The organism is Nocardia sp. MH4, from assembly GCF_019266065.1.
GTDB lineage: Bacteria > Actinomycetota > Actinomycetes > Mycobacteriales > Mycobacteriaceae > Nocardia > Nocardia canadensis.
The window spans coordinates 172,200-193,338 of the sequence record NZ_LPNR01000125.1 but is presented as its reverse complement, the minus strand read 5'-3'; the positions used below and the strand labels follow the sequence as shown (position 1 = coordinate 193,338).

At 68.8% G+C, this 21,139-nt stretch carries 14 protein-coding genes, 1 tRNA gene and 1 pseudogene; 11 read left to right on the top strand and 5 right to left on the bottom strand.

Going from position 1 to position 21,139, the window contains the following annotated elements; translation table 11 throughout:
• Window positions 1–2: 2 nt before the first annotated feature.
• Both ATM97_RS29930 and ATM97_RS29925 read left to right on the top strand, forming a co-directional pair.
• Window positions 3–1,823, top strand: a complete 1,821-nt coding sequence (locus ATM97_RS29930; protein WP_218721534.1) for a conjugal transfer protein TrbL family protein — start codon at window positions 3–5, stop codon at window positions 1,821–1,823.
• The gene (locus tag ATM97_RS29925) at window positions 1,820–4,660 is read left to right on the top strand and encodes a PrgI family protein (protein ID WP_218721533.1); all 2,841 of its coding nucleotides are present in this window, start codon (window positions 1,820–1,822) and stop codon (window positions 4,658–4,660) included. Before ATM97_RS29930 ends, ATM97_RS29925 begins: the two co-directional genes overlap by 4 nt.
• A gap of 53 nt (window positions 4,661–4,713) precedes the next feature.
• Here ATM97_RS29925 and ATM97_RS29920 read toward each other — a convergent pair whose 3' ends face one another.
• A complete protein-coding gene (locus tag ATM97_RS29920) occupies window positions 4,714–5,817 on the bottom strand; it encodes a DUF3644 domain-containing protein (protein WP_218721532.1) in 1,104 nt (367 codons plus the stop codon).
• A gap of 648 nt (window positions 5,818–6,465) precedes the next feature.
• Between ATM97_RS29920 and ATM97_RS29915 the strand changes: the two genes are divergently transcribed.
• Window positions 6,466–6,753 carry a hypothetical protein gene (locus ATM97_RS29915; protein WP_218721531.1) on the top strand — a complete coding sequence of 96 codons (288 nt, stop codon included), beginning with the start codon at window positions 6,466–6,468 and terminating at the stop codon, window positions 6,751–6,753.
• Between the two features lie 80 nt (window positions 6,754–6,833).
• Here the strand turns inward: ATM97_RS29915 and ATM97_RS29910 are convergent, their stop codons facing one another.
• Complete coding sequence (locus ATM97_RS29910) at window positions 6,834–7,148, bottom strand: hypothetical protein (RefSeq protein ID WP_218721530.1); 315 nt, start codon at window positions 7,146–7,148, stop codon at window positions 6,834–6,836.
• On the opposite strand from ATM97_RS29910, the pseudogene ATM97_RS35105 reads away from it, so the two are divergent.
• Window positions 7,047–7,709: pseudogene (locus tag ATM97_RS35105) on the top strand (recombinase family protein); the annotation flags it as partial. The gene ATM97_RS29910 and the pseudogene ATM97_RS35105 sit on opposite strands and share 102 nt — an antisense overlap.
• A 366-nt stretch (window positions 7,710–8,075) precedes the next feature.
• Here the strand turns inward: ATM97_RS35105 and ATM97_RS29900 are convergent.
• Together ATM97_RS29900 and ATM97_RS29895 are read right to left on the bottom strand one after the other, a co-directional pair.
• Entirely contained in the window at window positions 8,076–8,261 is a 186-nt protein-coding gene (locus tag ATM97_RS29900) for a hypothetical protein (protein WP_218721529.1), read from the bottom strand.
• A 368-nt stretch (window positions 8,262–8,629) separates the two neighbouring features.
• Window positions 8,630–8,703: transfer RNA gene (locus tag ATM97_RS29895), tRNA-Arg, on the bottom strand.
• A 138-nt stretch (window positions 8,704–8,841) separates the two neighbouring features.
• On the opposite strand from ATM97_RS29895, the gene ATM97_RS29890 reads away from it, so the two are divergent.
• The 7 genes from ATM97_RS29890 to ATM97_RS29860 all read left to right on the top strand — a co-directional run bounded on the left by ATM97_RS29890 (window position 8,842) and on the right by ATM97_RS29860 (window position 20,481).
• Entirely contained in the window at window positions 8,842–10,908 is a 2,067-nt protein-coding gene (locus ATM97_RS29890) for a cytochrome c oxidase assembly protein (protein ID WP_218721528.1), read from the top strand.
• A gap of 17 nt (window positions 10,909–10,925) precedes the next feature.
• Window positions 10,926–11,882: a serine/threonine dehydratase gene (locus ATM97_RS29885; protein ID WP_218721527.1), complete on the top strand. Its 957-nt coding sequence runs from the start codon at window positions 10,926–10,928 to the stop codon at window positions 11,880–11,882.
• A gap of 121 nt (window positions 11,883–12,003) precedes the next feature.
• The gene (locus tag ATM97_RS34670; protein WP_255588611.1) at window positions 12,004–12,462 is read left to right on the top strand and encodes a single-stranded DNA-binding protein; all 459 of its coding nucleotides are present in this window, start codon (window positions 12,004–12,006) and stop codon (window positions 12,460–12,462) included.
• 69 nt (window positions 12,463–12,531) lie between these two features.
• A complete protein-coding gene (ettA, locus tag ATM97_RS29875) occupies window positions 12,532–14,208 on the top strand; it encodes an energy-dependent translational throttle protein EttA (protein WP_218721526.1) in 1,677 nt (558 codons plus the stop codon).
• Window positions 14,209–14,456: 248 nt separating this feature from the next.
• On the top strand, window positions 14,457–19,337 hold the full coding sequence (locus ATM97_RS29870) for an NAD-glutamate dehydrogenase (protein WP_218721525.1): 4,881 nt from the start codon (window positions 14,457–14,459) through the stop codon (window positions 19,335–19,337).
• 41 nt (window positions 19,338–19,378) lie between these two features.
• A complete protein-coding gene (locus tag ATM97_RS29865) occupies window positions 19,379–19,804 on the top strand; it encodes a thioesterase family protein (protein WP_342800792.1) in 426 nt (141 codons plus the stop codon).
• A 5-nt stretch (window positions 19,805–19,809) separates the two neighbouring features.
• Window positions 19,810–20,481: a hypothetical protein gene (locus ATM97_RS29860; protein WP_218721523.1), complete on the top strand. Its 672-nt coding sequence runs from the start codon at window positions 19,810–19,812 to the stop codon at window positions 20,479–20,481.
• 15 nt (window positions 20,482–20,496) lie between these two features.
• Here ATM97_RS29860 and ATM97_RS29855 read toward each other — a convergent pair whose 3' ends face one another.
• On the bottom strand, window positions 20,497–21,006 hold the full coding sequence (locus ATM97_RS29855; RefSeq protein ID WP_308248672.1) for a DinB family protein: 510 nt from the start codon (window positions 21,004–21,006) through the stop codon (window positions 20,497–20,499).
• Between the last annotated feature and the right edge of the window lie 133 nt (window positions 21,007–21,139).

Here is a 21,139-nt window from a genome sequence, read left to right as displayed (position 1 = left end):
CCGTGAGGGTTACACCGGCCACACGCATCGCTGCCGCCACGGCGGTGGCGGTGCTCGCCGCGCTGCTGATCGTCGTCATCGGCGCGGCCGGTGCCGCCGCCCAACCCGCGACACCGACCGTGCCGGTCACCCCCACACCGGCAACCCCCGCCCCGACAACCACACCACCGACCACGACCACTGCGCCGAGCCGGTGGGTGACCCCACCGTCGACCACCTCGAGCCCGGCCACGCCCGCCCCGACAACGCCCGGCACAACGACCCCAACTCCCGGGTCGGGGTCGGCCGAGTGCGGTGTCACCAATATCAACGGGTGCGTGGAGAACGCGATCGACGGGTTCTTCCGACGCATCGTCGAATCCGCGCTCAACCCGCTGCTCGAACTGCTCTCGGAAACCCTGCTCACCACACCCGAACCCAGCGAGATCCCACAGATCGGTGTGCTGTGGGACCAGTCCTGGCAGATCGTCACCGCCCTCTACGTGCTCGTCGTGATGGCGGCCGGGGTGCTGCTGATGATGCGCGAGACCTTCCAGACACAGTGGTCGATCCGAGAACTCGCTCCCCGGCTGGTGGTCGGTTTCGTCGCTGGGGGACTGAGCATGGCAATCGCCACGGCAGCGATCTCCTTCGCCAACGCCCTCGCAGGCGCCGTAGCCGGAGACGACGTCGACTCCACCTCGGCCGCCGCCGCACTGACCGAGCTCGCAACGACCAGCCCCCAGACCCAGAGCTTCGGGCTGCTGCTCTATCTCGCATTCGTGCTGATGCTGCTCGTGCTCCTCATCAGCTACGTCGTACGGGTCACCATCACGATCCTGCTGGTCGTGGGCGCACCCCTGGCGTTGATGTGTCATGCACTGCCGGGGATCGACGGGGTCGCGCGGTGGTGGTGGCGCTCGTTCGCCGCATGTCTAGGGATCCAGGTCGTGCAGTCGCTGATCTTGGTGACCGTGCTGCGGGTGATGCTCGCTCCGGGCGGGTGGTATCTGTTCGGCCCGGACGCGAACGAGATCGTGAACATGATCGTCGCGTTGGCGCTGATGTTCGTGTTGATCAAGACACCGTTCTGGCTGCTGTCGGTCCTCAAGATCGGGCAAGGTCGCAGCTTCGTGGGGTCGATCGTGCGGGGCTTCATCGCCTACAAGACACTCGGCCTGCTCAAAGGGACCACGTCGAGCAGCGCCCGCACCGCCGCCTCGGCAGCCTCTGGACCGCGAACCCCGCGAGCCGCTCGCGCCCCGCGAGCGCCTCGCACGGCCGCCGGGACTTCCGATCCGTTCGCACGGGTCCGCTCGACACGAGACGGGCAGCTGATGCTGCCCCTGGAGGGGGTGCGCCGCGTCCCCCGCCAACCCGGCCCGACACCCGCCGAGGCCACTGGCACCCCGCCGCCGCGCCCTGCCCGGACACCGAGGGGACGCCAGCTCGCGTTCGACTTCACCCCACCGGACCCCTACCGGGGCACCCGCGCCGGGGCGGGAGGCCAGTACCCGCTCCCGATCCCGGTCCGCCGGGTTCGCACGACACCACCGGCCCCGCCGCCACCCGAGCGACCCGGCCGCCGCGCGACACCTCAACAGCTGGCCTTCGATTTCACCGAGCCCGCCCCGGCCGACCCGTACGCCCGTCTTCGGCCGAACCGCAGCGGCCAGTACCCGCTGCCGTTCCCGGTGGCCCGGGTCAAACCTGTAGCGCCGCCACCGAACCCACCACCGCCCGCACCGGCGCGTCCGGCGGGGCGGCAACTGCACCTGCCCATGCCCGACCTGCCCGTGCGCCGCCGCGCATCACGCGCTCCGAGAGGAGGAACACTGCGATGAGCACCATCGTGCGTATCCCCGCCGACGTCGACCGCTCCGACCGGCTGTTGGGCCCCTTCACGGCCCGCCAACTCGCCGTTCTCGCCACCACCGCCCTACTGCTGTATTCGGCTTGGGCCACAACCAGAACCTTGATCGCCCCGGTGGTGTTCGCCGCCGTCGCGGCCCCGGTGTTCGTCGTGATCGCGGTCGCGGTCCTCACCCGCCGCGACGGCCTGTCGGCCGACCTGCTGCTCGTGGCGGCCATCGGCCACCGCCTCCGGCCACGCCACCTCGTCAGGACCGGTGTGCAGCCGTCCCCGAGGTGGATCAACCACAGCGCGAACAGGACCCGGTCGCGCTCGCCGAGCCTGGCCCCGTTGACCGCGCACGCGGCACGGCTACCGGAGTGGGTGAGTGCCAGTGGTGGCGGAGGTGGCGGTGTCGGGGTGATCGACCTCGGCCCGGACGGCCTCGCTGTCATCGCCGTCGCCGGAACCCTCAACCTGAGCCTGCGTACCCCGGCCGAACAGGACAGCCTGGTGGGTCAGCTCGCGGGCTGGCTGCACACCCTGCGCCAGCCCGTGCAGATCCTGGTCCGCTCGGCGCGGCTGGACCTGACCGAGCACATCACCGGCCTGCACGCCGCCGCCGAGCAGATGTCACCCGACCTGGCCGCCGCCGCGCTCGACCACGCCGACCACCTTGCCGAATTGACCGCTCGGGAGGACCCGACCCACCGGCAGGTGCTGCTGATCTGGCGCGAACACACCGAGACCCTGGCCGCCACCGGGTTGCGCGCCCGCCTGCCCGGCCGCAGCCGGGCGCGGCGGGTGTTGTCGACCGGTGCGCGCCGAGCGGCCGAGTCCCGGCTGCTGCGTCGGATGAGCGAGGCCGCCGATGTCCTTTCCCCACTGGGTATCTCGGTCACCGCCCTCGACACCGCCGCAGCTGCCGCCGTCCTGATCAGCTGCACCAATCCCGAGGGACTGGTCTCGGCTACCGCCGACATCGCCGCCCCTGACACGGTGATCACCACCGATCCCGACAGCCATGTACCGGACCCGTTTGCCGGTGAGGGCCTGGAACGGTTCGCCCCGGAATCCCTCACGATCGGCACCCGCCATCTCGAAATCGGGTCCGATTGGACCGCGACTCTCGCGGTCACCGGATACCCGCGCGAAGTGACCGCTGGCTGGCTCGCACCCCTGCTCTCACACCCCGGCCGGGTCGAGGTCGCGGTCCACATCGAGCCCGTCGACCCGGCCACCGCCGCCACCCGTCTGCGCCGCCAGCAGGCCCGCCTCGAGTCCTCGCGGATGCAGGACCTCGGGCGGGGCCGACTGACCGACCCGCAGATCGATGTCGCGGTCGAGGACGCCGCCGATCTGTCCGCGCGGGTGGCCCGCGCCGAGGCACGCCTGTTCCGGGTCGGGGTGTATCTCACCGTGCACGCCGAATCCGAGGCTGAATTGGCAGACGAGGTCGCCGCCGTCCGTGCCTTGGCCGCGAGCTTGCTCGTGGACACCTGCACCCTGTCCTACCGGGCCGCTCAAGCCTGGACCACCACGTTGCCGCTCGGGCTGGACTTGATCGGGGTGCAGCGGACTTTCGACACCACCGCCCTCGCCGCGGCATTCCCGTTCGACTCTCCGCAGCTGCCCGCTGCTGATCCTGCTCAGGCTGCTCGCCCGCAGGGTGTTCTCTACGGGCGCGACGCCGCGTCGGGGCTGTTGTTCGTGGACCGGTTCGGGCCCGAGGCCCACAACCACAACCTCGTCGTACTGGGGCGCAGTGGCGCGGGCAAGTCCTACCTGGTTAAGACCGAGATCCTGCGGGCGTTGTATCGCGGGATCGAGCAGGTCGTGATCGATCCCGAGGACGAATACCGTCGACTGTGCGAGTTCGTGGGCGGTGCCAACATCCGTCTCGGCGCACCAGGCGTCCGGCTCAACCCGTTCGATCTGGAAGTCCACACCCGAGCCGACGGTCACCGCAGCGCCCCGGCCGACACCGTCCTGCGCCGCAAGCTGTTCCTGCACACCCTGATCCAGGTGCTACTGGGGGACCAGACCCCCACGCAACGGTCGGCGTTGGACGCCGCGTTGGCCGCGACCTACGCCGCCGCTGGGATCACCGACGACCCCGCCACCTGGACTCGGCCCGCGCCGACGTTGAGCGGGTTACGCGACCAACTCGACCGCCTCGCTACGCCTGCCGCGACCGAGCTGGCCGCCGGGCTGCACCCCTACGTCGGTGAAGGTGCCTACGCGGGGCTGCTCGACGGGCCGACAACGACCGAGCCCGAGGGTGGGCTGATCGTGTTCTCGCTGCGGGAGCTGCCCGAGGAGCTGAAAACCATTGGCACGCTGGTGGTGTTGGATGCGACGTGGCGGCGGGTGTCGAATCCGGGACAGCGGCGGCCTCGCATGATCACCGTGGACGAGGCGTGGTTGCTCATGCGTCAGCCCGCCGGGGCCCAGTTCTTGTTCCGGGCGGCGAAAAGCTTCCGCAAACACTGGGCGGGATTGACCGTCGCCACCCAGGACTGCGCGGACGTGTGCTCGACCGAACTGGGGCGCGCAATCGTGTCAAACGCCGCGACCCAGATCCTGTTGCGCCAGGCACCCCAAGCCATCGACGAGGTCGCTACCGCGTTCCACCTCTCCGACGGCGAGCAACAGTTCCTGCTCTCGGCAGCACGCGGTTCGGGGCTATTGGCGGTCGGTGGCACCGACCGCGCGGTGTTCGGGTCTCTGGCCTCTGACACCGAGAACGCGCTCATCACCACTTCTCCGGAGTTCCTCGCTTCTGTCGAGAATCCCGACGAGAACTTCCCCCTGGTGGAGGTCGCGTAATGGTGACCGAGCCCTGGAGTTCGCGCACTCCGTTCAGGATCCGACGGTGTCGTTCACTCGACACGACAGCCTGGAAGCAGGCAGGGAGCAGTCTTGGAACGCCCCTTCGACTTGTGTGCCTGCCAAACGGCATCCATGTCGATGGTTGCGATCGCATCCCGCATCACCGTGAACGCGTTGTCGGAGTACCGCCGTTGACGGAACGCGCCAAATTCGAAAAGGTGGCTATACGGCCCTTCTTCGTCGATCCCCAGATGTCGGCGCAGAGCTACGCTGCGTGTCGGGCTGAGTCCTACCGCCGCCGCCAGTTCGGCCGGTGCACGGTGGTACTTCTTCTGGAGGTCCACCTCTCGGATCGCCGCTGCTGGCACCGTATCGTCGGCGACGTATCGGACCGGCGCACCCTGCTTCTTTGTGAAGTGGACCGTCAGCGTCAACCCTTCTCCGTCGATCGTCGTTGCGATGTCACTGAGCCGTGGAAACACATCTTCTCGAGAATCGCCACGGCGGACACCGTCTTCGACCCGTTCTACGTCGTTGTTGGACACCGCAGTTTCGGGTTCGACGTGGGCTTCCATGGCCAGCAGCGTCCGGATACGGGCTCGCGCTTCGTGTCCCGCCCGACGCCCTGGTTGCAGGAGCGCTGTGATCTGGCTGTATTCCTCGTCGAGCACGAGTGCCAGATCGCGGGGCGGGTCGACCGACACCGGCAGCACCCGGCTGGGCAGATGTGTGGCCAGTCGCTCAGCGAACACGCGCTGAAGGAGGTCATCGAACAAGGTCACGCCCGCCCGTGCATGCAGGTAGAGGATCTGTTCGGGAACGATATTGAACCAGTGTTGTTCGTCGTCGCGCATCGCGTCGATGGCGCGGAGCGTACCCGCGTCGGTATCCTCGAGCTTGATGGTGGCGTTCCCCTCGGCCAGCCGGACGCACTTCTCGAAGCCGACGGAACGACCGGTTTCTCGATCGAAAATGTTCTTCTCACCAGTCTGTACAAGCGCTGCCTTGAGCAACATCTCGAAGGCATGCTGCAGATGCAGCAGAATTCGGGTCACCCGACCGGTGTCGTGCGGCGAGTTGAAGGCTTCGACCGCGCAGGTCAGCGACGCAAGTCCCTTCCCCTTCAGCACCCGGCTTTCCTGCTTGAGCTTCATGCTCCCTCTCGTCTCACATACTGCGGCAGTCATAGATGGAGTCGGTCCGAGAGAGGCGGACGTTTCAGGCCACGATCAAGGCGGCGTCGCTCGATCACCGACGAGGCCCAAACGACACCGATATCGACATCGACTCCCTGCCACCGCTGCACCGGTCCAGGACCTCCGGTGGATACGCGGCCTCGGATCTCGCCCGCGGTGAGGTCGACACCGAGGCCGGCGAGCACCCAGAGACCAGACCCGACCGGAGGGCCGCATAAGGGGACCGTCCACATGCCGACACCGCTACCGCCGTCACCCGCCGCCCCGCAGGCACAGGTCGTCCGCCGGTGCCCGCACCTGTCGCCATCCATGACCCCGGGTTTCGGACATCGCTGGTAACCAACCGCAGCGGGCAATGCGCGTTGACCCCGCCAGAACGGCCCCTGGCTGCCGTATCCCACCCGGGTCGGCCCAGACGTGGGTATCGGCGGTCGAATCGGCAGAAACGTTGGACGAGAAGACATTTGACGCCCCGGCCGCTACGGAGCGTTCATGGACCCCGATGTCCGGGCCCGCGCGGTCACCGCGCAGGTCCACCATCCACGAAACCGACACCACCCACCCCGGTTATAGGGCGGCGGTGTGGTGCGAGAGAAGGAGAAGAACATGGACGAGGAATTCTCGGACGGGGGCGTGGTGATCCCGTTGAACAGGCGGGCTCGCCGTGCGCACAACAACGAACCGGTGCCGGGGCACGTCGATGCCCGCGTGGCTGGGATGAAGGCGTCGTTCCACATCCGCTACGTCACCGGGGCTGAGGCGAAACGCACCGCACAACGCCAAGCCGACGCGATTGCCGCGCTGCTGCGCTGGCTCAACAGTGCTGACCAGGACCCGGCCACCGTCGAGCTAGACGCCGTGGCCCTCGACGGTGATCAGGAGAACGCGGCATGAGCCTGCCCGCACTCATCGGAACCGACAGCGCCGACCTGCTCGGGGTCGGTGGCGCGTCCCCGGTCCCGGTCGCGGTGTTCCTACGCACCTCGACCCGCGATTTGCAGGACCCGACGTTGTCGCTGCCACGCCAGCTCGACAACTGCCGCAAAGTCCTGCCCAACGGGTTCGTGATCGTCGCCTTCTTCTACGACGTGGAATCCTCGCGCAAAGACCTCGAGCTGCGTGGTCTGGGCAACGCGCACGAAGCATTCGACATCCCGATCCCGCGTGACGGCGGCTTGGCCGACTTGATGGCCGAGGCCCGCCACCCCAACCGCCGGTTCGAAGCGGTCGTGGTGGAAGAGATCGAACGCGCCGCCCGCTGGACGCACCAGTCCACCCAGCTCGAACACGAGCTGGAAAAAGTCGGGGTGCCGCTGTTCGCCGCCGACGAGGGACCGATCTCGCTGTCAGAGAAACGGGCCACCCAGATCCTCGTACGCCGCATGAAACAAGGTGTCGCCGAGTGGTTTCTGCGCCACACCCTCGAACAGTCCTGGGAAGGGTTCCGCGAACACACCTTTCAAGGATGGAACATCGGCAAAGCCTGCCACGGCTACCTCAACGAGAAAGTGCCACACCCAGTCGCGGCGAAACGAGAGGAAGGCCGCACCAAATCCCGGCTCATCGTGGACCCCGAGCGGGCACCAGCGGTGGTGCGGATCTACCAGTGGCGTCACGACGAGAAACTCGCCTACAAGGTGATCGCGGACCGACTCAACGCCGACCCCGACCGCTACCCACCGCCACAGCCCAACAGCGGAACCCGAGCGCGGGGACGCTGGACACCGTCGTCGGTGCGCGAACTCCTGATCAACCCGAAATACACCGGCCACATGGTCTGGAACAGGCGTGCCAGCAAGAAAGGCGGGATAGTGAACCCGCCCGAGAAATGGATCTGGTCACCAGAACCCACCCACGAGCCCCTGGTCACCCGCGAGATGTGGGACGCGGTGCAACAGAACCGGACCGCACGCCAAGGGTCACGGATGAACGGCCGCAACTCCCACCCCGACACCCACCGCACCTACGTGTTGCGCTACTTCGTGCATCACAAGCAGTGCAACAAACGGATGTTCGGCAAGACCCGCAAGGGCAACGGCTACTACACATGCCAGCCCAAACTCGATCTGGTCGGCAAACCCGAGGAATACGCCGACCACCCCCGCTCGGTATACGTACGCGAAGACGCCCTGCTCGAATGCCTTGAGAAGTTCTTCAACGAGCGGGTCCTCGGTCCTGACCGCACCACCCTGCTACGCCACCAGCTACGGGGGCAGTCATCCAGCAAGGGCACCGAAATCGCGCAGCGGATCACCGCGATCGAGAAGACCGTGGCCGAGATCACCCGACGCCAGGACAACATCCTCGATGAACGCGAATCCCGCCCGATCACCAGCGGTGACGATCTGGCCGATGCCTGGGCCGAGCGGCTGCGCCGCCGCTACGCCGAACTCGAACAGCAACGCCGGACCAAGAACGACGAGCTGAAGACATTGCGAGAACAAGCTGCCCGCCAGCAGCCCGACGAACCCGCCCTGCTCGAAGACCTGCCACGCCTGGCGCTACATCTCACCCGCGCCCCCGACGTCCTGCAACGCGACCTATACGAGGCATTCGGCATCAAGATCGTCTATGACCACACCACCAAACACGTGACCATCTACGCCACACTGACCGCAGAAACACTTCCCGCCGCCGTCACAGCCGTTGGCACGCTGTCCCCGGCTACACCTACCGAACCGGCCCCCGTGCCACCACCAGCGCGTGGCGGTGGCGGCACGGGGCAACCCGGCACGACATGGGCAACCACCACAGTTGCCCATGTTCTACGCGCCCCCGGCAGGAATCGAACCTGCGACCTAGGGATTAGAAGGCCCTTGCTCTATCCAACTGAGCTACGGAGGCAGTGGCATCCACCTTGGCCGAACTCGGCGCCGGTGTCCAGCGCGAAAAGTATAGCGACCGACCAGCAGGAGTGCTGGGGTCGTCGGCAGCGATGCCCCATCGGGTCGGCCCGGGGCAGGTCGAACTACCCTCGTTGTCATGTCGTTATCGCAGCACCCCTCCGCTGGACCCGCCGTGGACGGCGCGCCACCGGTGGAAGCGGGTCGGGCTGCGCCGACAGGCAACAGCGCGACGTTCGGGGTGCTGAGCGTCGTCGCCGGGGCGATGGCCGCGGTCGTCGCGGCGATCGTGGTCGGGTTGTCGGCGGCGCAGGCCCTCAGTCTGCTGGGTATACCCGATCCGGGGCCGTTGACAACATATGGCTTGCCCGCGCTGCGGGCGGTGGCCGATCTGGCCGCCGCGATGACCGTCGGCTCGCTGTTGTTCGCCGCGTTCCTGCTGCCGCCCCGCGACAGCGGACTACTCGAGGCCGGCGGCTACCGCGCGGTGCGCCGGGCCGCCGACGCCGCGCTGGTCTGGGCGGGCTGCGCGGCGCTGCTGGTGCCACTGACTGTCTCGGATACGACCGGGCAGCCGGTCGGTGACATCTGGCGGCCCGAGGTGCTGTGGCCGGTGATCGCCCAGGTCGAGGTCGCCGGTGCCTGGCGCACCACGACGCTGTTCGCGCTGATCGTCGCCATCGGGTGTCGCCTGGCGCTGCGCTGGGGCTGGACGCCGCTGCTGCTGGCCGGCTCGCTGATCACCATGATGCCGCTCGCGCTGACCGGGCACTCGTCCTCCGGCGGTGCCCACGATGTGGCCACCAACTCGCTGATCCTGCACATGGTGGCGGCCGCGGTCTGGGTCGGCGGTCTGATCGCGGTGCTCGCGCACGCGCTGCGCGGAGGCGCGGGGACCGATGTCGCTGCCCGGCGGTTCTCGGTCGCCGCGACCATCGCGTTCGTGGTGATCGGCCTCAGCGGCGTGGTCAACGCCTGGGTCCGGCTGCCCGCGTCGGAGCTGTTCGGCACGACCTACGGCAAGCTGGTGCTGGCCAAGGCGGCGGCGCTGCTCGTCCTCGGTGTGCTCGGCTACCTGCAGCGCCGGGCCGCGCTGCCCGCGCTCGCCGCCGATCCGCGCGACCGCCGGGCGCTGATCCGCTTCGCCGGGGTGGAGATGCTGATCTTCGCGGCCACCATCGGCCTGGCCGTCGGCCTCGGGCGCACCCCGCCCCCGCCGCCCACCTCGATCCCGACGCCGGTGGAGGTCGAGCTCGGCTACACCCTGGCCGGGCCGCCGACCGTGGGCAGACTGCTGTTCGACTGGCGCTTCGACCTGATCTTCGGGACCCTCGCGATCGTGCTCGCCGCGCTCTACCTGCTCGGCGTGTATCGCCTGCGCAAGCGCGGCGACGCCTGGCCGGTCGGGCGGACCATCGCCTGGTGCAGCGGCTGTCTGGTGCTGCTGCTGGCCACGTCCTCGGGTGTCGGCCGGTACGCGCCGGCGATGTTCAGCGTGCACATGGGCGCGCACATGGCGTTGTCGATGCTGGCGCCGATCCTGCTCGCCCTCGGTGGCGCGGTGACGCTGGCGTTGCGCGCGCTGCCGCCCGCCGGGCGCGAGGGCGTGCCGGGTCCGCGCGAGTGGATCCTGGCCGCCGTGCACAACCCGGTCTCGCGGTTCCTGACCCAGCCGGTCGTGGCGTCGATCATCTTCGTCGCCGGGTTCTACGCGCTGTACCTGGGCGGGATCTTCGACACCTACGTCGACTCGCACGCCGCGCACCTGATGATGAACGCGCACTTCCTGCTCAGCGGCTACCTGTTCTACTGGGTGGTGATCGGCATCGATCCCAAGCCGCGCGAGGTGGCGCCGCTGACCAAGCTCGCGATGGTGTTCGGCACGTTGCCGTTCCACGCGTTCTTCGGCATCGCGCTGATGAGCATGAACACCGTGCTCGGCGGCTGGTTCTACCGCACCCTCGGCCTCGGCTGGAACATCGACCTGCTCGCCGATCAGCGCAACGGCGGCAGTTTCGCCTGGGCCAGTGGTGAGGTGCCGCTGGTCGTGGTGATGCTGGCGCTGCTGATCCAGTGGTCGCGCAGCGATCAGCGGCTGGCCAAGCGCACCGACCGCGCCGCCGACCGCGACAACGACGCCGAGCTCACCGCCTACAACGCGATGTACGCCGAGCTGGCGCGTCGCGACGGCGAGGTGCGTCAGTGAATGGATGCGGTGCGCCCATGAGTGGGTCGATACATCGCACCGAACCGCATCGTGTGCTGCGCACGGAGGTGCGGGCGGCGCGACGCAGGCTGTCGGGCCGGGTGCGCAAGACCCCGGTGTTCCATACCACCGTCGACGGCCCCGACGGCCCCGTGCCGGTCTCGCTGAAACTGGAATTCCTCCAGCACGGTGGCACCTTCAAGGTGCGTGGCGCGCTCAACGCGCTGCTGGCCGCGGGCAAGGATGTCGATCATGTCGTCGTCGCCTCCGGCGGCAATGCCGGGATCGCGGTCGCGCTGGCCGCCGCGCAGCTGGGCAAGGCCTGCACGGTGGTGGTGCCGGAGTCGGCGCCGCACACCAAGGTCGCCGCGATGTGGGCGCACGGCGCCGAGGTGCTCTGGCACGGCACGAGCTACGCCGAAGCGCAGCTGCGGGCCGTGACATTGGCCGCCGAACGCGGTGCGCAACACCTGCACGCCTACGACATGCCCGCCGTCGTGGCGGGAGCCGGGGTGATCGGCCTCGAACTGGAAGAACAGGTGCGCGGGCGGCCGCCGGTGCTGGCCGCGATCGGTGGCGGCGGGCTGATCGCCGGCCTCGGTGCCGCGCTGGGCAGACGCAGGCAGATCGTCGGCGTCGAGTCCGAGCACACGCCTGCGCTGTCGGCCGCGCTGGCCGCGGGCAGGCCGGTCGACATCGACGCGCAGTCCAGGGCCACCGAGTTGCTGTGCGCGACCAGGGTGGGCGAGATCGCCTTCGACATCGCGCGCAGGCACCGCATGCCCGCCCTGTCGGTCGCCGACGACGCGATCACCGCGGCCAGGGAGTACCTGTGGCGCGAATTCCGCGTCGTCGTCGAGCTGGAGGGCGCCGCCGCGCTGGCCGCGGTGCAGAGCGGCGTCTATCGTCCGGACCCGGGCGTGCGCCCGATCGTCGTCCTGTGCGGGGCGAACACCGAACTCCCCGTGCTCTGACACAGGAGATCTCCACAACCGTCGAGGTTGTCCCCAGTTGCGTCCGCGTCCGACCGTTCGGCCGACGGTGAGTCCATCCTGGGGAAGTCAGCACAACAGCGACCGAGCGGGGGCGGATTCGATGTACGAGGCACAGGCGACGGTGATCGGCACAGTGGTGACCCATCCGGTCCGGCGTGATCTCGCCAACGGCGAACAGGTGGTGACCTTCCGAATGGCGAGTAATGCGCGCCGGTTCGACGCCGCGGCCGGGGGATGGGTGGACAACGGCACGTATCGCGGCAAGGACGGTACCGAGCGTCGGGATCTGGAGATGCGCGCGGTCGCGGTCGGCCCTGATCTGGGACGGTGCAGCGCATCGGTGGTGCGGCGATCCGATGCGGCACGCTCCGCGTCGCACACCGTGCGGAATATTTCGGACCGGCGCGGCGCTGTACCACCGATCCCCGCGCAGGACGCGGCCGAGTATGCGCCGACGGTACCGACTGCCGTAGCCTCTACGACCGCGGCGGATTCCCTCCCGGCGCGATCGCCGGTTGCGGTGCCGATCTCCGGTACGCCCGAGCGGGTCGACGCCTGAGGGTCGCATCCGCGGCACCGGCCCGCTCCGCATCTCACCCCCGTTACCCGCACCGATAGGCTTCCATATATGGCTGAGTTCATTTACCAGATGATCAAGGTTCGCAAGGCGCACGGCGACAAGGTCATTCTCGACGACGTGACGCTGAACTTCCTGCCCGGCGCCAAGATCGGTGTGGTCGGCCCGAACGGCGCGGGTAAGTCGTCCGTGCTGAAGATCATGGCGGGGCTGGACCGGCCGAACAACGGCGAGGCGTTCCTCGCGCCCGGCGCCACCGTGGGCATCCTCATGCAGGAGCCGCCGCTCAACGAGGAGAAGACCGTCCGCGGCAACGTGGAGGAGGGCCTCGGTGAGGTCAAGGTGAAGCTGGATCGCTTCAACGAGATCGCCGAACTGATGGCCACCGACTACTCCGACGAGCTCATGGACGAGATGGGCAAGCTGCAGGAGTTCCTCGACCACGCCGACGCGTGGGATGTGGATTCCCAGCTCGAGCAGGCCATGGACGCGCTGCGCTGCCCGCCGCCGGACGAGCCGGTCACCAACCTCTCCGGTGGTGAGCGCCGCCGCGTCGCGCTGTGCAAGCTGCTGCTGAGCAAGCCCGACCTGCTGCTGCTCGACGAGCCGACCAACCACCTCGACGCCGAGAGCGTGCTGTGGCTCGAGCAGCACCTGGCCGCCTACCCGGGCGCCGTGCTGGCCGTCACCCACGACCGGTACTTCCTCGACAACGTCGCCGAGTGGATCCTCGAGCTCGACCGCGGCCGCGCCTACCCGTACGAGGGCAACTACTCCACCTACCTGGAGAAGAAGGCCCAGCGGCTCGAGGTCCAGGGCAAAAAGGACCAGAAGCTGCAGAAGCGCCTCAAGGAGGAGCTGGCCTGGGTGCGCTCCGGCGCCAAGGCCCGGCAGGCCAAGAACAAGGCCCGCCTCGGTCGCTACGAGGAGATGGCCGCGGAAGCCGAGAAGCACCGCAAGTTGGACTTCGAGGAGATCCAGATCCCCGCGGGTCCGCGCCTGGGCGACATCGTGGTCAACGTCTCGCACCTGGACAAGGGCTTCGGCGATCGTCAGCTGATCAAGGACCTGTCCTTCACGCTGCCGCGCAACGGCATCGTCGGCGTGATCGGCCCCAACGGTGTCGGTAAGACCACGCTGTTCAAGACCATCGTCGGACTGGAGGCGCCGGACAGCGGCGAGGTGAAGGTCGGCGAGACGGTCAAGCTCAGCTACGTCGACCAGAACCGCGCGGGCATCGACCCGAACAAGAACGTCTGGCAGGTCGTCTCCGACGGGCTCGACTTCATCGAGGTCGGCAACCAGGAGATGCCTTCGCGCGCCTATGTCAGCGCGTTCGGCTTCAAGGGCCCGGACCAGCAGAAGCCGGCCGGGGTGCTCTCCGGTGGTGAGCGCAACCGCCTGAACCTCGCACTGACCCTCAAGCAGGGCGGCAACCTGATCCTGCTCGACGAGCCGACCAACGACCTCGACGTCGAAACCCTCAGCTCGCTGGAGAACGCGCTCGAGCAGTTCCCCGGCTGCGCCGTCGTGATCTCCCACGACCGCTGGTTCCTGGACCGCACCTGCACCCACATCCTCGCGTGGGAGGGCGACAGCGACAACGACGCCAAGTGGTTCTGGTTCGAGGGCAACTTCGAGGCCTACGAGGCGAACAAGGTCGAGCGCCTCGGTGCCGAAGCGGCGCGCCCGCACCGCGTGACCCACCGCAAGCTCACCCGGGACTGATCCCGAGGGTTTGCTGCGACGGCCCGGCGGAACGATCCACGATGATCGGCTCGCCGGGCCGTCGGCGTCAACGCGCGAAAACGACTGGCAGCGGCGCCTTCCGCGGCGTTCACCGAACGTTGGCCAAGTTACCGGCGCGGCAAGCGCAAATTCCCTCCGCGTGTCCATGGAGCCCCGACTAGTCTCGAATTTGCGTCACCTGAGTTGCGGAATCGAAGCGAACCGAATCCATGGGAGTGGGCGAAACGATGACGGTCTCGTCGGAAATGTCGAGCGCGGCGTGGGCCGCGGGAATACCGCAGAGCTTGCGCGGTGATCTCGCGACACTCGAAGGGGCGTACTTCCGACACGTGGACGCCGGCGACGCGGACTTCCCGGTCACCGGCATCAACCAGATCTTCCGTCGCCACATGGAATTGGCCGCCGAACGTCCCGCGGACACGGCGCTGGTGCGGGTCTACCATCCCGACGACGGGTCGGGCATGGGCGCGGCGGCGCAGCTGGTCACCGACGACATGCCCCTGCTGGTCGAGTCGATCACCGCGGCGCTGAGCCGGATGCAGGTGAGCGTCACCGAGGTCATCCACCCGATCTTCGAGGTCACCCGCGACGCGCACGGCGTCCTGATCAGTGCGGCACCGCACGAGGTGGACGGCAACGGCGCGACCGGCAAGCCGGAGTCGTGGATGCATCTGCAGCTGCATCCCTCGACCGGGCGGGCCCAGCTCGATCACATCGAGCGCACCCTGCCCACCGTGATCGCCGACGTCCGTCAGGTGATCGACGACACCGAGGCGATGACCAGGGTGCAGAGCTCCCTGGCCGACCAGCTCGATCGGACCGCGGCCGCGGGCACGGGGCCGTTCCCCGCCACCGATCTGGCCGAGTGCGCGGAGCTGCTGCGCTGGCTGTCGCGCGGCAACTTCACCCTGCTCGGTTATGCGCGCTATCACCGCGACACCGAACTCGGCCACACCGTGTCCACCCCGGTGGCCGGCGCGAGCCTCGGCGTGCTGCGTGCCGACATCGGCACCGACTTCCAGGTGCCGATCAACGGCGGCGACCGCCCGCTGCTGATGCTCACCCAGGGCCTGGTCCGCGCGACCGTGCACCGCTCGGTGTACCCGTACTTCGTCGGCGTCGCCGACGTGGACGACGCGGGCGCCGTCGTCGGCGTCCATCTGTTCATCGGCGTGTTCACCGTCAGCGCGGTGCACGAGAACGTCCTCGACATCCCGGTCATCAACACCAGGGTGCGCACCGCCATCGAGGCGGCCGGATTCGACAAGGACTCGTTCTCCGGGCAGGCGATGCTCGAGGTGATCGAGTCGTTCCCGCGCACCGAGCTGTTCTCGGCCGACACCGAGGCGATGCGCCGCACCGCGGTGGCGGTGCTCGGGGTGGGCCTGCGCAGGCAGGTGCGGCTGTTCCTGCGCAGCGACCGGTACGGCCGGTTCGTGGCCTGCATGGTGTACCTGCCGCGCGATCGCTACACCACCGCGGTGCGCCTGCAGATGCAGGAGATCCTGGTCCGCGAGCTCGGCGGCGCCGACATCGACTACTCGGCGCGGGTGAGCGAAAGCGAGCTCGCCAGTGTCTATTTCACCGTGATGCTGCCCGCCGAGGCCACCGCGGCGCCGGACACCTCCGAGGACAATCGGCTGCGCCTGCAGACTCTGCTGAACGCGGCCAGCCACACCTGGGACGATCGGATCGACGACGAGGTCGCCACCTCCACCGTCCTGGACCCCGGTGTGGTGAAGCGATATTCGGAGGCCTTCCCGGAAAGCTACAAGGAGGATTTCGGCCCGGTCCGCGCGCTGGCCGACATCGGCAGGCTGGAACGGCTCACCGAGGGCGGCATCGGCCAGCACCTGTACCGCAAGCCGGAGGCCGCGCCGGGGTCGTGGCGCTTCAGCCTCTACATCGCCGGGGCGGCTGTCTCGCTGAGCCAGGTCCTGCCGGTGTTGCAGAGTCTCGGCGTCGAGGTGGTGGACGAGCGGCCCTACCAGCTGCAGCTGGAGTGCGGTGCCGAGCGCTGGATCTACGACTTCGGGCTGCAGGCGCGTCCCGAGCTGCTGCGCAACGCGCTCGGCGGCGATCTCGACGCCGAACTGCTCGAGCAGGCCACCCACGAGGACGAGCTGCACTCTCGGTTCACCGACGCCTTCGAGGCGGTCTGGGACGGCCGAGCCGAGGCGGACGGCCTCAACGAGCTGGTGCTGCGGGCCGGTCTGCCGTGGCGGTCGGTGGCGATCCTGCGCGCGTACGCGAAGTACCTGCAGCAGGCCGGTTTCCCGTACAGCCAGGTCAACATCGCGCGCGTGCTGCTGGCCCATCCCGAGGTCGCGCGGGCGTTCGTCGACCTGTTCGCCGCCCGCTTCGATCCCGACACCGTGTCGGCCGAGACCGCCGCCGAGCTGGAGACGAAGGTCAGGGCGGGCATCGACGAAGTGGTCAGCATGGACGCCGACCGCATTCTGCGCGCCATCCTCGGCCTGATCAAGGCGACCCTGCGCACCAACTACTACGTCGTCGACGCCGAAGGTCATCCCCGCGACTACTTCTCGTTCAAGGTGGAACCGCGCGAGATCGCCGAATTGCCCAAGCCGCGACCGCAATTCGAGATCTTCGTCTACTCGCCGCGCGTCGAGGGCGTGCATCTGCGGTTCGGCTCGGTGGCGCGCGGCGGTCTGCGCTGGTCGGACCGGCTCGAGGACTTCCGCACCGAGATCCTGGGTCTGGTGAAGGCGCAGGCGGTGAAGAACGCGGTGATCGTGCCGGTCGGCGCGAAGGGCGGCTTCGTGGTGAAGAATCCGCCCGCGCCCACCGGTGACCCCGCCGCCGATCGTCAGGCGAGCATCGCCGAGGGCGTCGCCTGCTACCGCACCTTCATCTCCGGCCTGCTCGACGTGACCGACAATGTCGATCTGGCCACCGGCGCGGTGCTGCCGCCCGCCCGGGTGGTCCGCCGCGACGCCGACGACACCTATCTGGTCGTCGCCGCCGACAAGGGCACCGCCAGCTTCTCCGACATCGCCAACGACGTGGCGACCCGCTACGGCTTCTGGCTCGGTGACGCCTTCGCCTCCGGCGGCTCGGCCGGCTACGACCACAAGGCCATGGGCATCACCGCCAAGGGCGCGTGGGAAGCGGTCAAGCGGCACTTCCGCGAGATGGGCATCGACACCCAGAGCCAGGACTTCACGGTCGTCGGCGTGGGCGACATGAGCGGTGACGTGTTCGGCAACGGCATGCTGCTCTCGCGCCACATCCGGCTGGTCGCCGCGTTCGACCACCGCCACATCTTCCTGGACCCGAACCCCGACGCGGCCACCTCGTACGTCGAGCGCGAGCGGCTGTTCGCGCTGCCGCGGTCCTCGTGGGCCGACTACGACCGCTCGCTGATCAGCGCGGGCGGCGGCGTGTTCGAGCGGACCGTGAAGTCGGTGCCGATCTCGCCGCAGGCCCGGCTCGCGCTGGGGCTGCCCGACTCGGTGCAGGCGCTCACGCCGCCGGAACTGGTGCGGGCGATCCTGCTCGCGCCGGTGCAGCTGTTGTGGAACGGCGGCATCGGCACCTATGTCAAGGCCAGCACCGAAGCCAACGCCGAGGTGGGCGACAAGTCCAACGACGCGGTCCGGGTCGACGGTAACCAGTTGCGGGTCAAGGTGATCGGTGAGGGCGGCAACCTCGGCGCCACCGCGCTGGGCCGGATCGAGTTCTGCCGGGGCGGCGGCAAGATGAACACCGACGCGCTGGACAACTCCGCGGGCGTGGACTGCTCCGACCACGAGGTCAACATCAAGGTCCTGCTCGACGGCGTGGTGAGCTCGGGCGACCTGGCGCAGGCCGACCGCAACCCGCTGCTGGCCTCGATGACCGACGAGGTCGCGCGGATGGTGTTGCAGGACAACGTCGATCAGAACGTGCTGATCGGCATCGCGCGCACCGACGCGCCGCAGATGGTCAGCGTGCACGGCCGTGTCATCGACGATCTCGAGCAGCGTCGCGGCCTGGACCGTGAGCTCGAGGCGTTGCCGAGCGAGGCCGAACTGAAGCGGCGTGACGAGGAGGGCCGCGGGCTCACCTCGCCCGAACTGGCCAATCTGCTCGCGCACGTCAAGCTCGGGCTCAAGGCCGATCTGCTCGACACCGATCTGCCCGACAGCGTCTACTTCGCGCGCAGGCTGCCGCAGTACTTCCCGACGCCGCTGCGTGAGCGGTTCGGCGCCGCGATCAAGAAGCACCGGCTGCGGCGCGAGATCGTCACCACGATGATCGTCAACGAAGTCGTCGACTACGCGGGCATCACCTACGCGCACCGGCTCAACGAGGAAGTCGGGGCCAGCACTTCCGACACCGTTCGCGCGTTCGCCGCGGCCACCGAGATCTTCGAACTGCACGACGTGTGGGCGCGTATCCGCGGCGCCGACGCGCCCGCGGGTGTGTGCGATCTGCTGGAGCTGGAGTCCAAGCGGACGCTGGACCGGGCCTCGCGCTGGCTGCTCAGCAACCGGCCGCAGCCGATCGCGGTGGGTGCCGAGATCAACCGATACCACCGGCGGGTGCAGGAGCTGGCGCCGCAGGTGCCGGGCTGGCTGCGCGGGCACCACGTCACCTCGCTCACCCAGGGCGCGGCCGAGCTGATCGCCCGTGGCGCGCCGACCGAGCTGGCAACCGAGGTGTTCGGGCTGCTGAGCCTGTACCCACTGCTCGACATCGTCGACATCGCCGACATCGCCGACCGGGACGGCACCGAGGTCGGTGCGCTGTACTACGCGCTCAACGAGCATCTCAAGATCGATTGGCTGCTCGAGGCGGTGAGTCACCTCGAACGCGGCGATCGCTGGCACGCGCTGGCCCGGCTCGCGTTGCGCGACGACATGTACGGTTCGCTGCGCTCGCTCACCCTCGATGTGCTCTCCGCGGGTGACCCGGAGGAGACGGCCGACGAGAAAATTGCATACTGGGAGTCGAAGAACCAGTCCCGGCTGGGTCGTGCGCGCGCGGCACTGTCGGAATTGTTCGAGTCCGGGACCCACGACCTCGCCACACTGTCGGTCGCCGCGCGACAGGTGCGGAGCATGGTGAGCGGGGTGGGCGCCCAATCGGAGGTACCACGGTGACGAGCTCGCCGAACACAGCCACGGCCGCGCCGGAGACGAACCTGGTGTTGCCCCGGCGCTTTCACGCCAAGGTCGAGATCCGCTGGTCGGACATGGACGTGTTCCAGCACGTCAACCACGCGCGGATGGTGACGCTGCTGGAAGAGGCCAGGATTCCGTGGCTGTTCGACGACGACAAGCCGACGGCGTCGATGGGGCGGCAGGGTTGTGTGCTGGTCGACCTGCACGTGAAGTACCGGGGCCAGTTGCGGCACGAGGACACCCCGCTCGACATCGCCATGTGGGTCAAGCAGTTGCGGGCGGTCGATTTCACGATCGGCTACGAGGTGCGTGCCAACGGCGCCGCCCCCGATTCGCCGCCGGCGGTCACCGCCACCACCCAGCTCGCCGCGTTCGACATCGAGACCCAGCGGTTGCGCAGGCTCAGCGACACCGAACGCGACTACCTGGCCCTGTGGCGGGCCTGACCTCCGTGAGCTCCGAACAGCGGGTGCTGCACGCTCCCGACCCGGCCGAACGCGAGAACCTGGCCACCTTCCTCAGCCGGGCGATCCGGCTCGACCCGGCCGCGGTGGTCCGGTTGCGGCGGCGGGGTTCCAGTCTCGTCTCCGCGTGGGTCGCAACAGGTTTCGAGACCCTCGCGGTGCGCACGGTCACCGCCGAACTCGGTGTCGACGATGTCACCGTCGGCGCCGATACGGTGCTGGCGGGTCTGCGCACCGGGCACCCGATCGACCTCGGCTACTCGATGGACTCGGCCTGGCGCGGTGCGCTGCCACCCGCCGACGGTTTCACCCACGTCGACGACGTCCCGGCTCGGGCACTGGTCGAGCTGGCCGAGCGCGGTGCCGATCTGGCCCGCGAGCACGGCGGGGCCCACGGCCCGCCCGCTTCGTTGCTGGACCAGTCGGTGCTCACCGTCACCGGCGCCGACGACCTCGCGGTCGAGGTCCCGATGCGGGTCGTCTTCGCCCTCACCGCCATGGACTTCATCCCGCACGCGGGGGAGAAGACCGAATCGCGCCGCATCCAGCCCACCGAACTGGTCCGCGTCCGCGCCACCCGCACCTGGCTGCGCCTCGACGCCCGTTACGGCTCCGTCGCGCGTCGCCTGGGTGGGGGGATCCCGCTGTCGCCCAGCTGAGGTCGTGCGCCGGGCTCAGACGCCCGTGGCTCCGTCGATGCGCTCGCGCAGCAGATCGGCGTGGCCGCAGTGGCGGGCGTACTCGGCGATCATGTGGGTGTAGATCCAGCGCAGGCTCACCCGGCTGTCCAGGAACGGGCTGGTGTCGTCCAGCTCGCGAGCGGCGCAATTGCGGCGGGCATGGGCGATCTCGTCTTGCCAGACCGCGACGGCCTTGTCGTAGGACGAGTCGTCGGTGAGCTCGAAACCACCGTCGTGTCCCGCGGTATCGGCGTGCGGGTCGTAGATCGGCGGCGCGGGCTCCTCGGCGAGGACTCGGCGGAACCAGTTACGTTCGACCTCGGCCATGTGCTGGAGCAGGCCGAGCAGGGTCAGCGCGGATGGCGCGGCGGCGGTGCGCAACTGGGCGTCGTCGAGGCCCTGGCACTTGAGCGCCAGCGTCGCGCGGTAGAAGTCGAGCCACGCCTCCGTGGTCGCGCGCTCGTCGGCGTTCAGGGGCGGCATCGGTCGTTCGCTCGTGGTCACGGGCGACATGGTGCCAGTGGGGTCGGACATCTCCCGGCGACAACGAGGTCGCGCGCGCGGCGCCGGAGCAGAATGGTCGACGTGCGCGTGTCCGTAATCTCGGGGACGGTGGCCAGCAGCGGCGCGAGCCGGC

What these genes read in the sequence shown, in the direction of transcription:
- ettA (WP_218721526.1), top strand. Translation starts at nt 12,532, where the DNA reads ATGGCTGAGTTCATTTACCAGATGATCAAGGTTCGCAAGGCGCACGGC.
- ATM97_RS29890 (WP_218721528.1), top strand. Translation starts at nt 8,842, where the DNA reads ATGTCGTTATCGCAGCACCCCTCCGCTGGACCCGCCGTGGACGGCGCG.
- ATM97_RS29870 (WP_218721525.1), top strand. Translation starts at nt 14,457, where the DNA reads ATGACGGTCTCGTCGGAAATGTCGAGCGCGGCGTGGGCCGCGGGAATA.
- ATM97_RS34670 (WP_255588611.1), top strand. Translation starts at nt 12,004, where the DNA reads ATGTACGAGGCACAGGCGACGGTGATCGGCACAGTGGTGACCCATCCG.
- ATM97_RS29915 (WP_218721531.1), top strand. Translation starts at nt 6,466, where the DNA reads ATGGACGAGGAATTCTCGGACGGGGGCGTGGTGATCCCGTTGAACAGG.
- ATM97_RS29885 (WP_218721527.1), top strand. Translation starts at nt 10,926, where the DNA reads ATGAGTGGGTCGATACATCGCACCGAACCGCATCGTGTGCTGCGCACG.
- ATM97_RS29920 (WP_218721532.1), bottom strand. Translation starts at nt 5,817, where the DNA reads ATGAAGCTCAAGCAGGAAAGCCGGGTGCTGAAGGGGAAGGGACTTGCG.
- ATM97_RS29925 (WP_218721533.1), top strand. Translation starts at nt 1,820, where the DNA reads ATGAGCACCATCGTGCGTATCCCCGCCGACGTCGACCGCTCCGACCGG.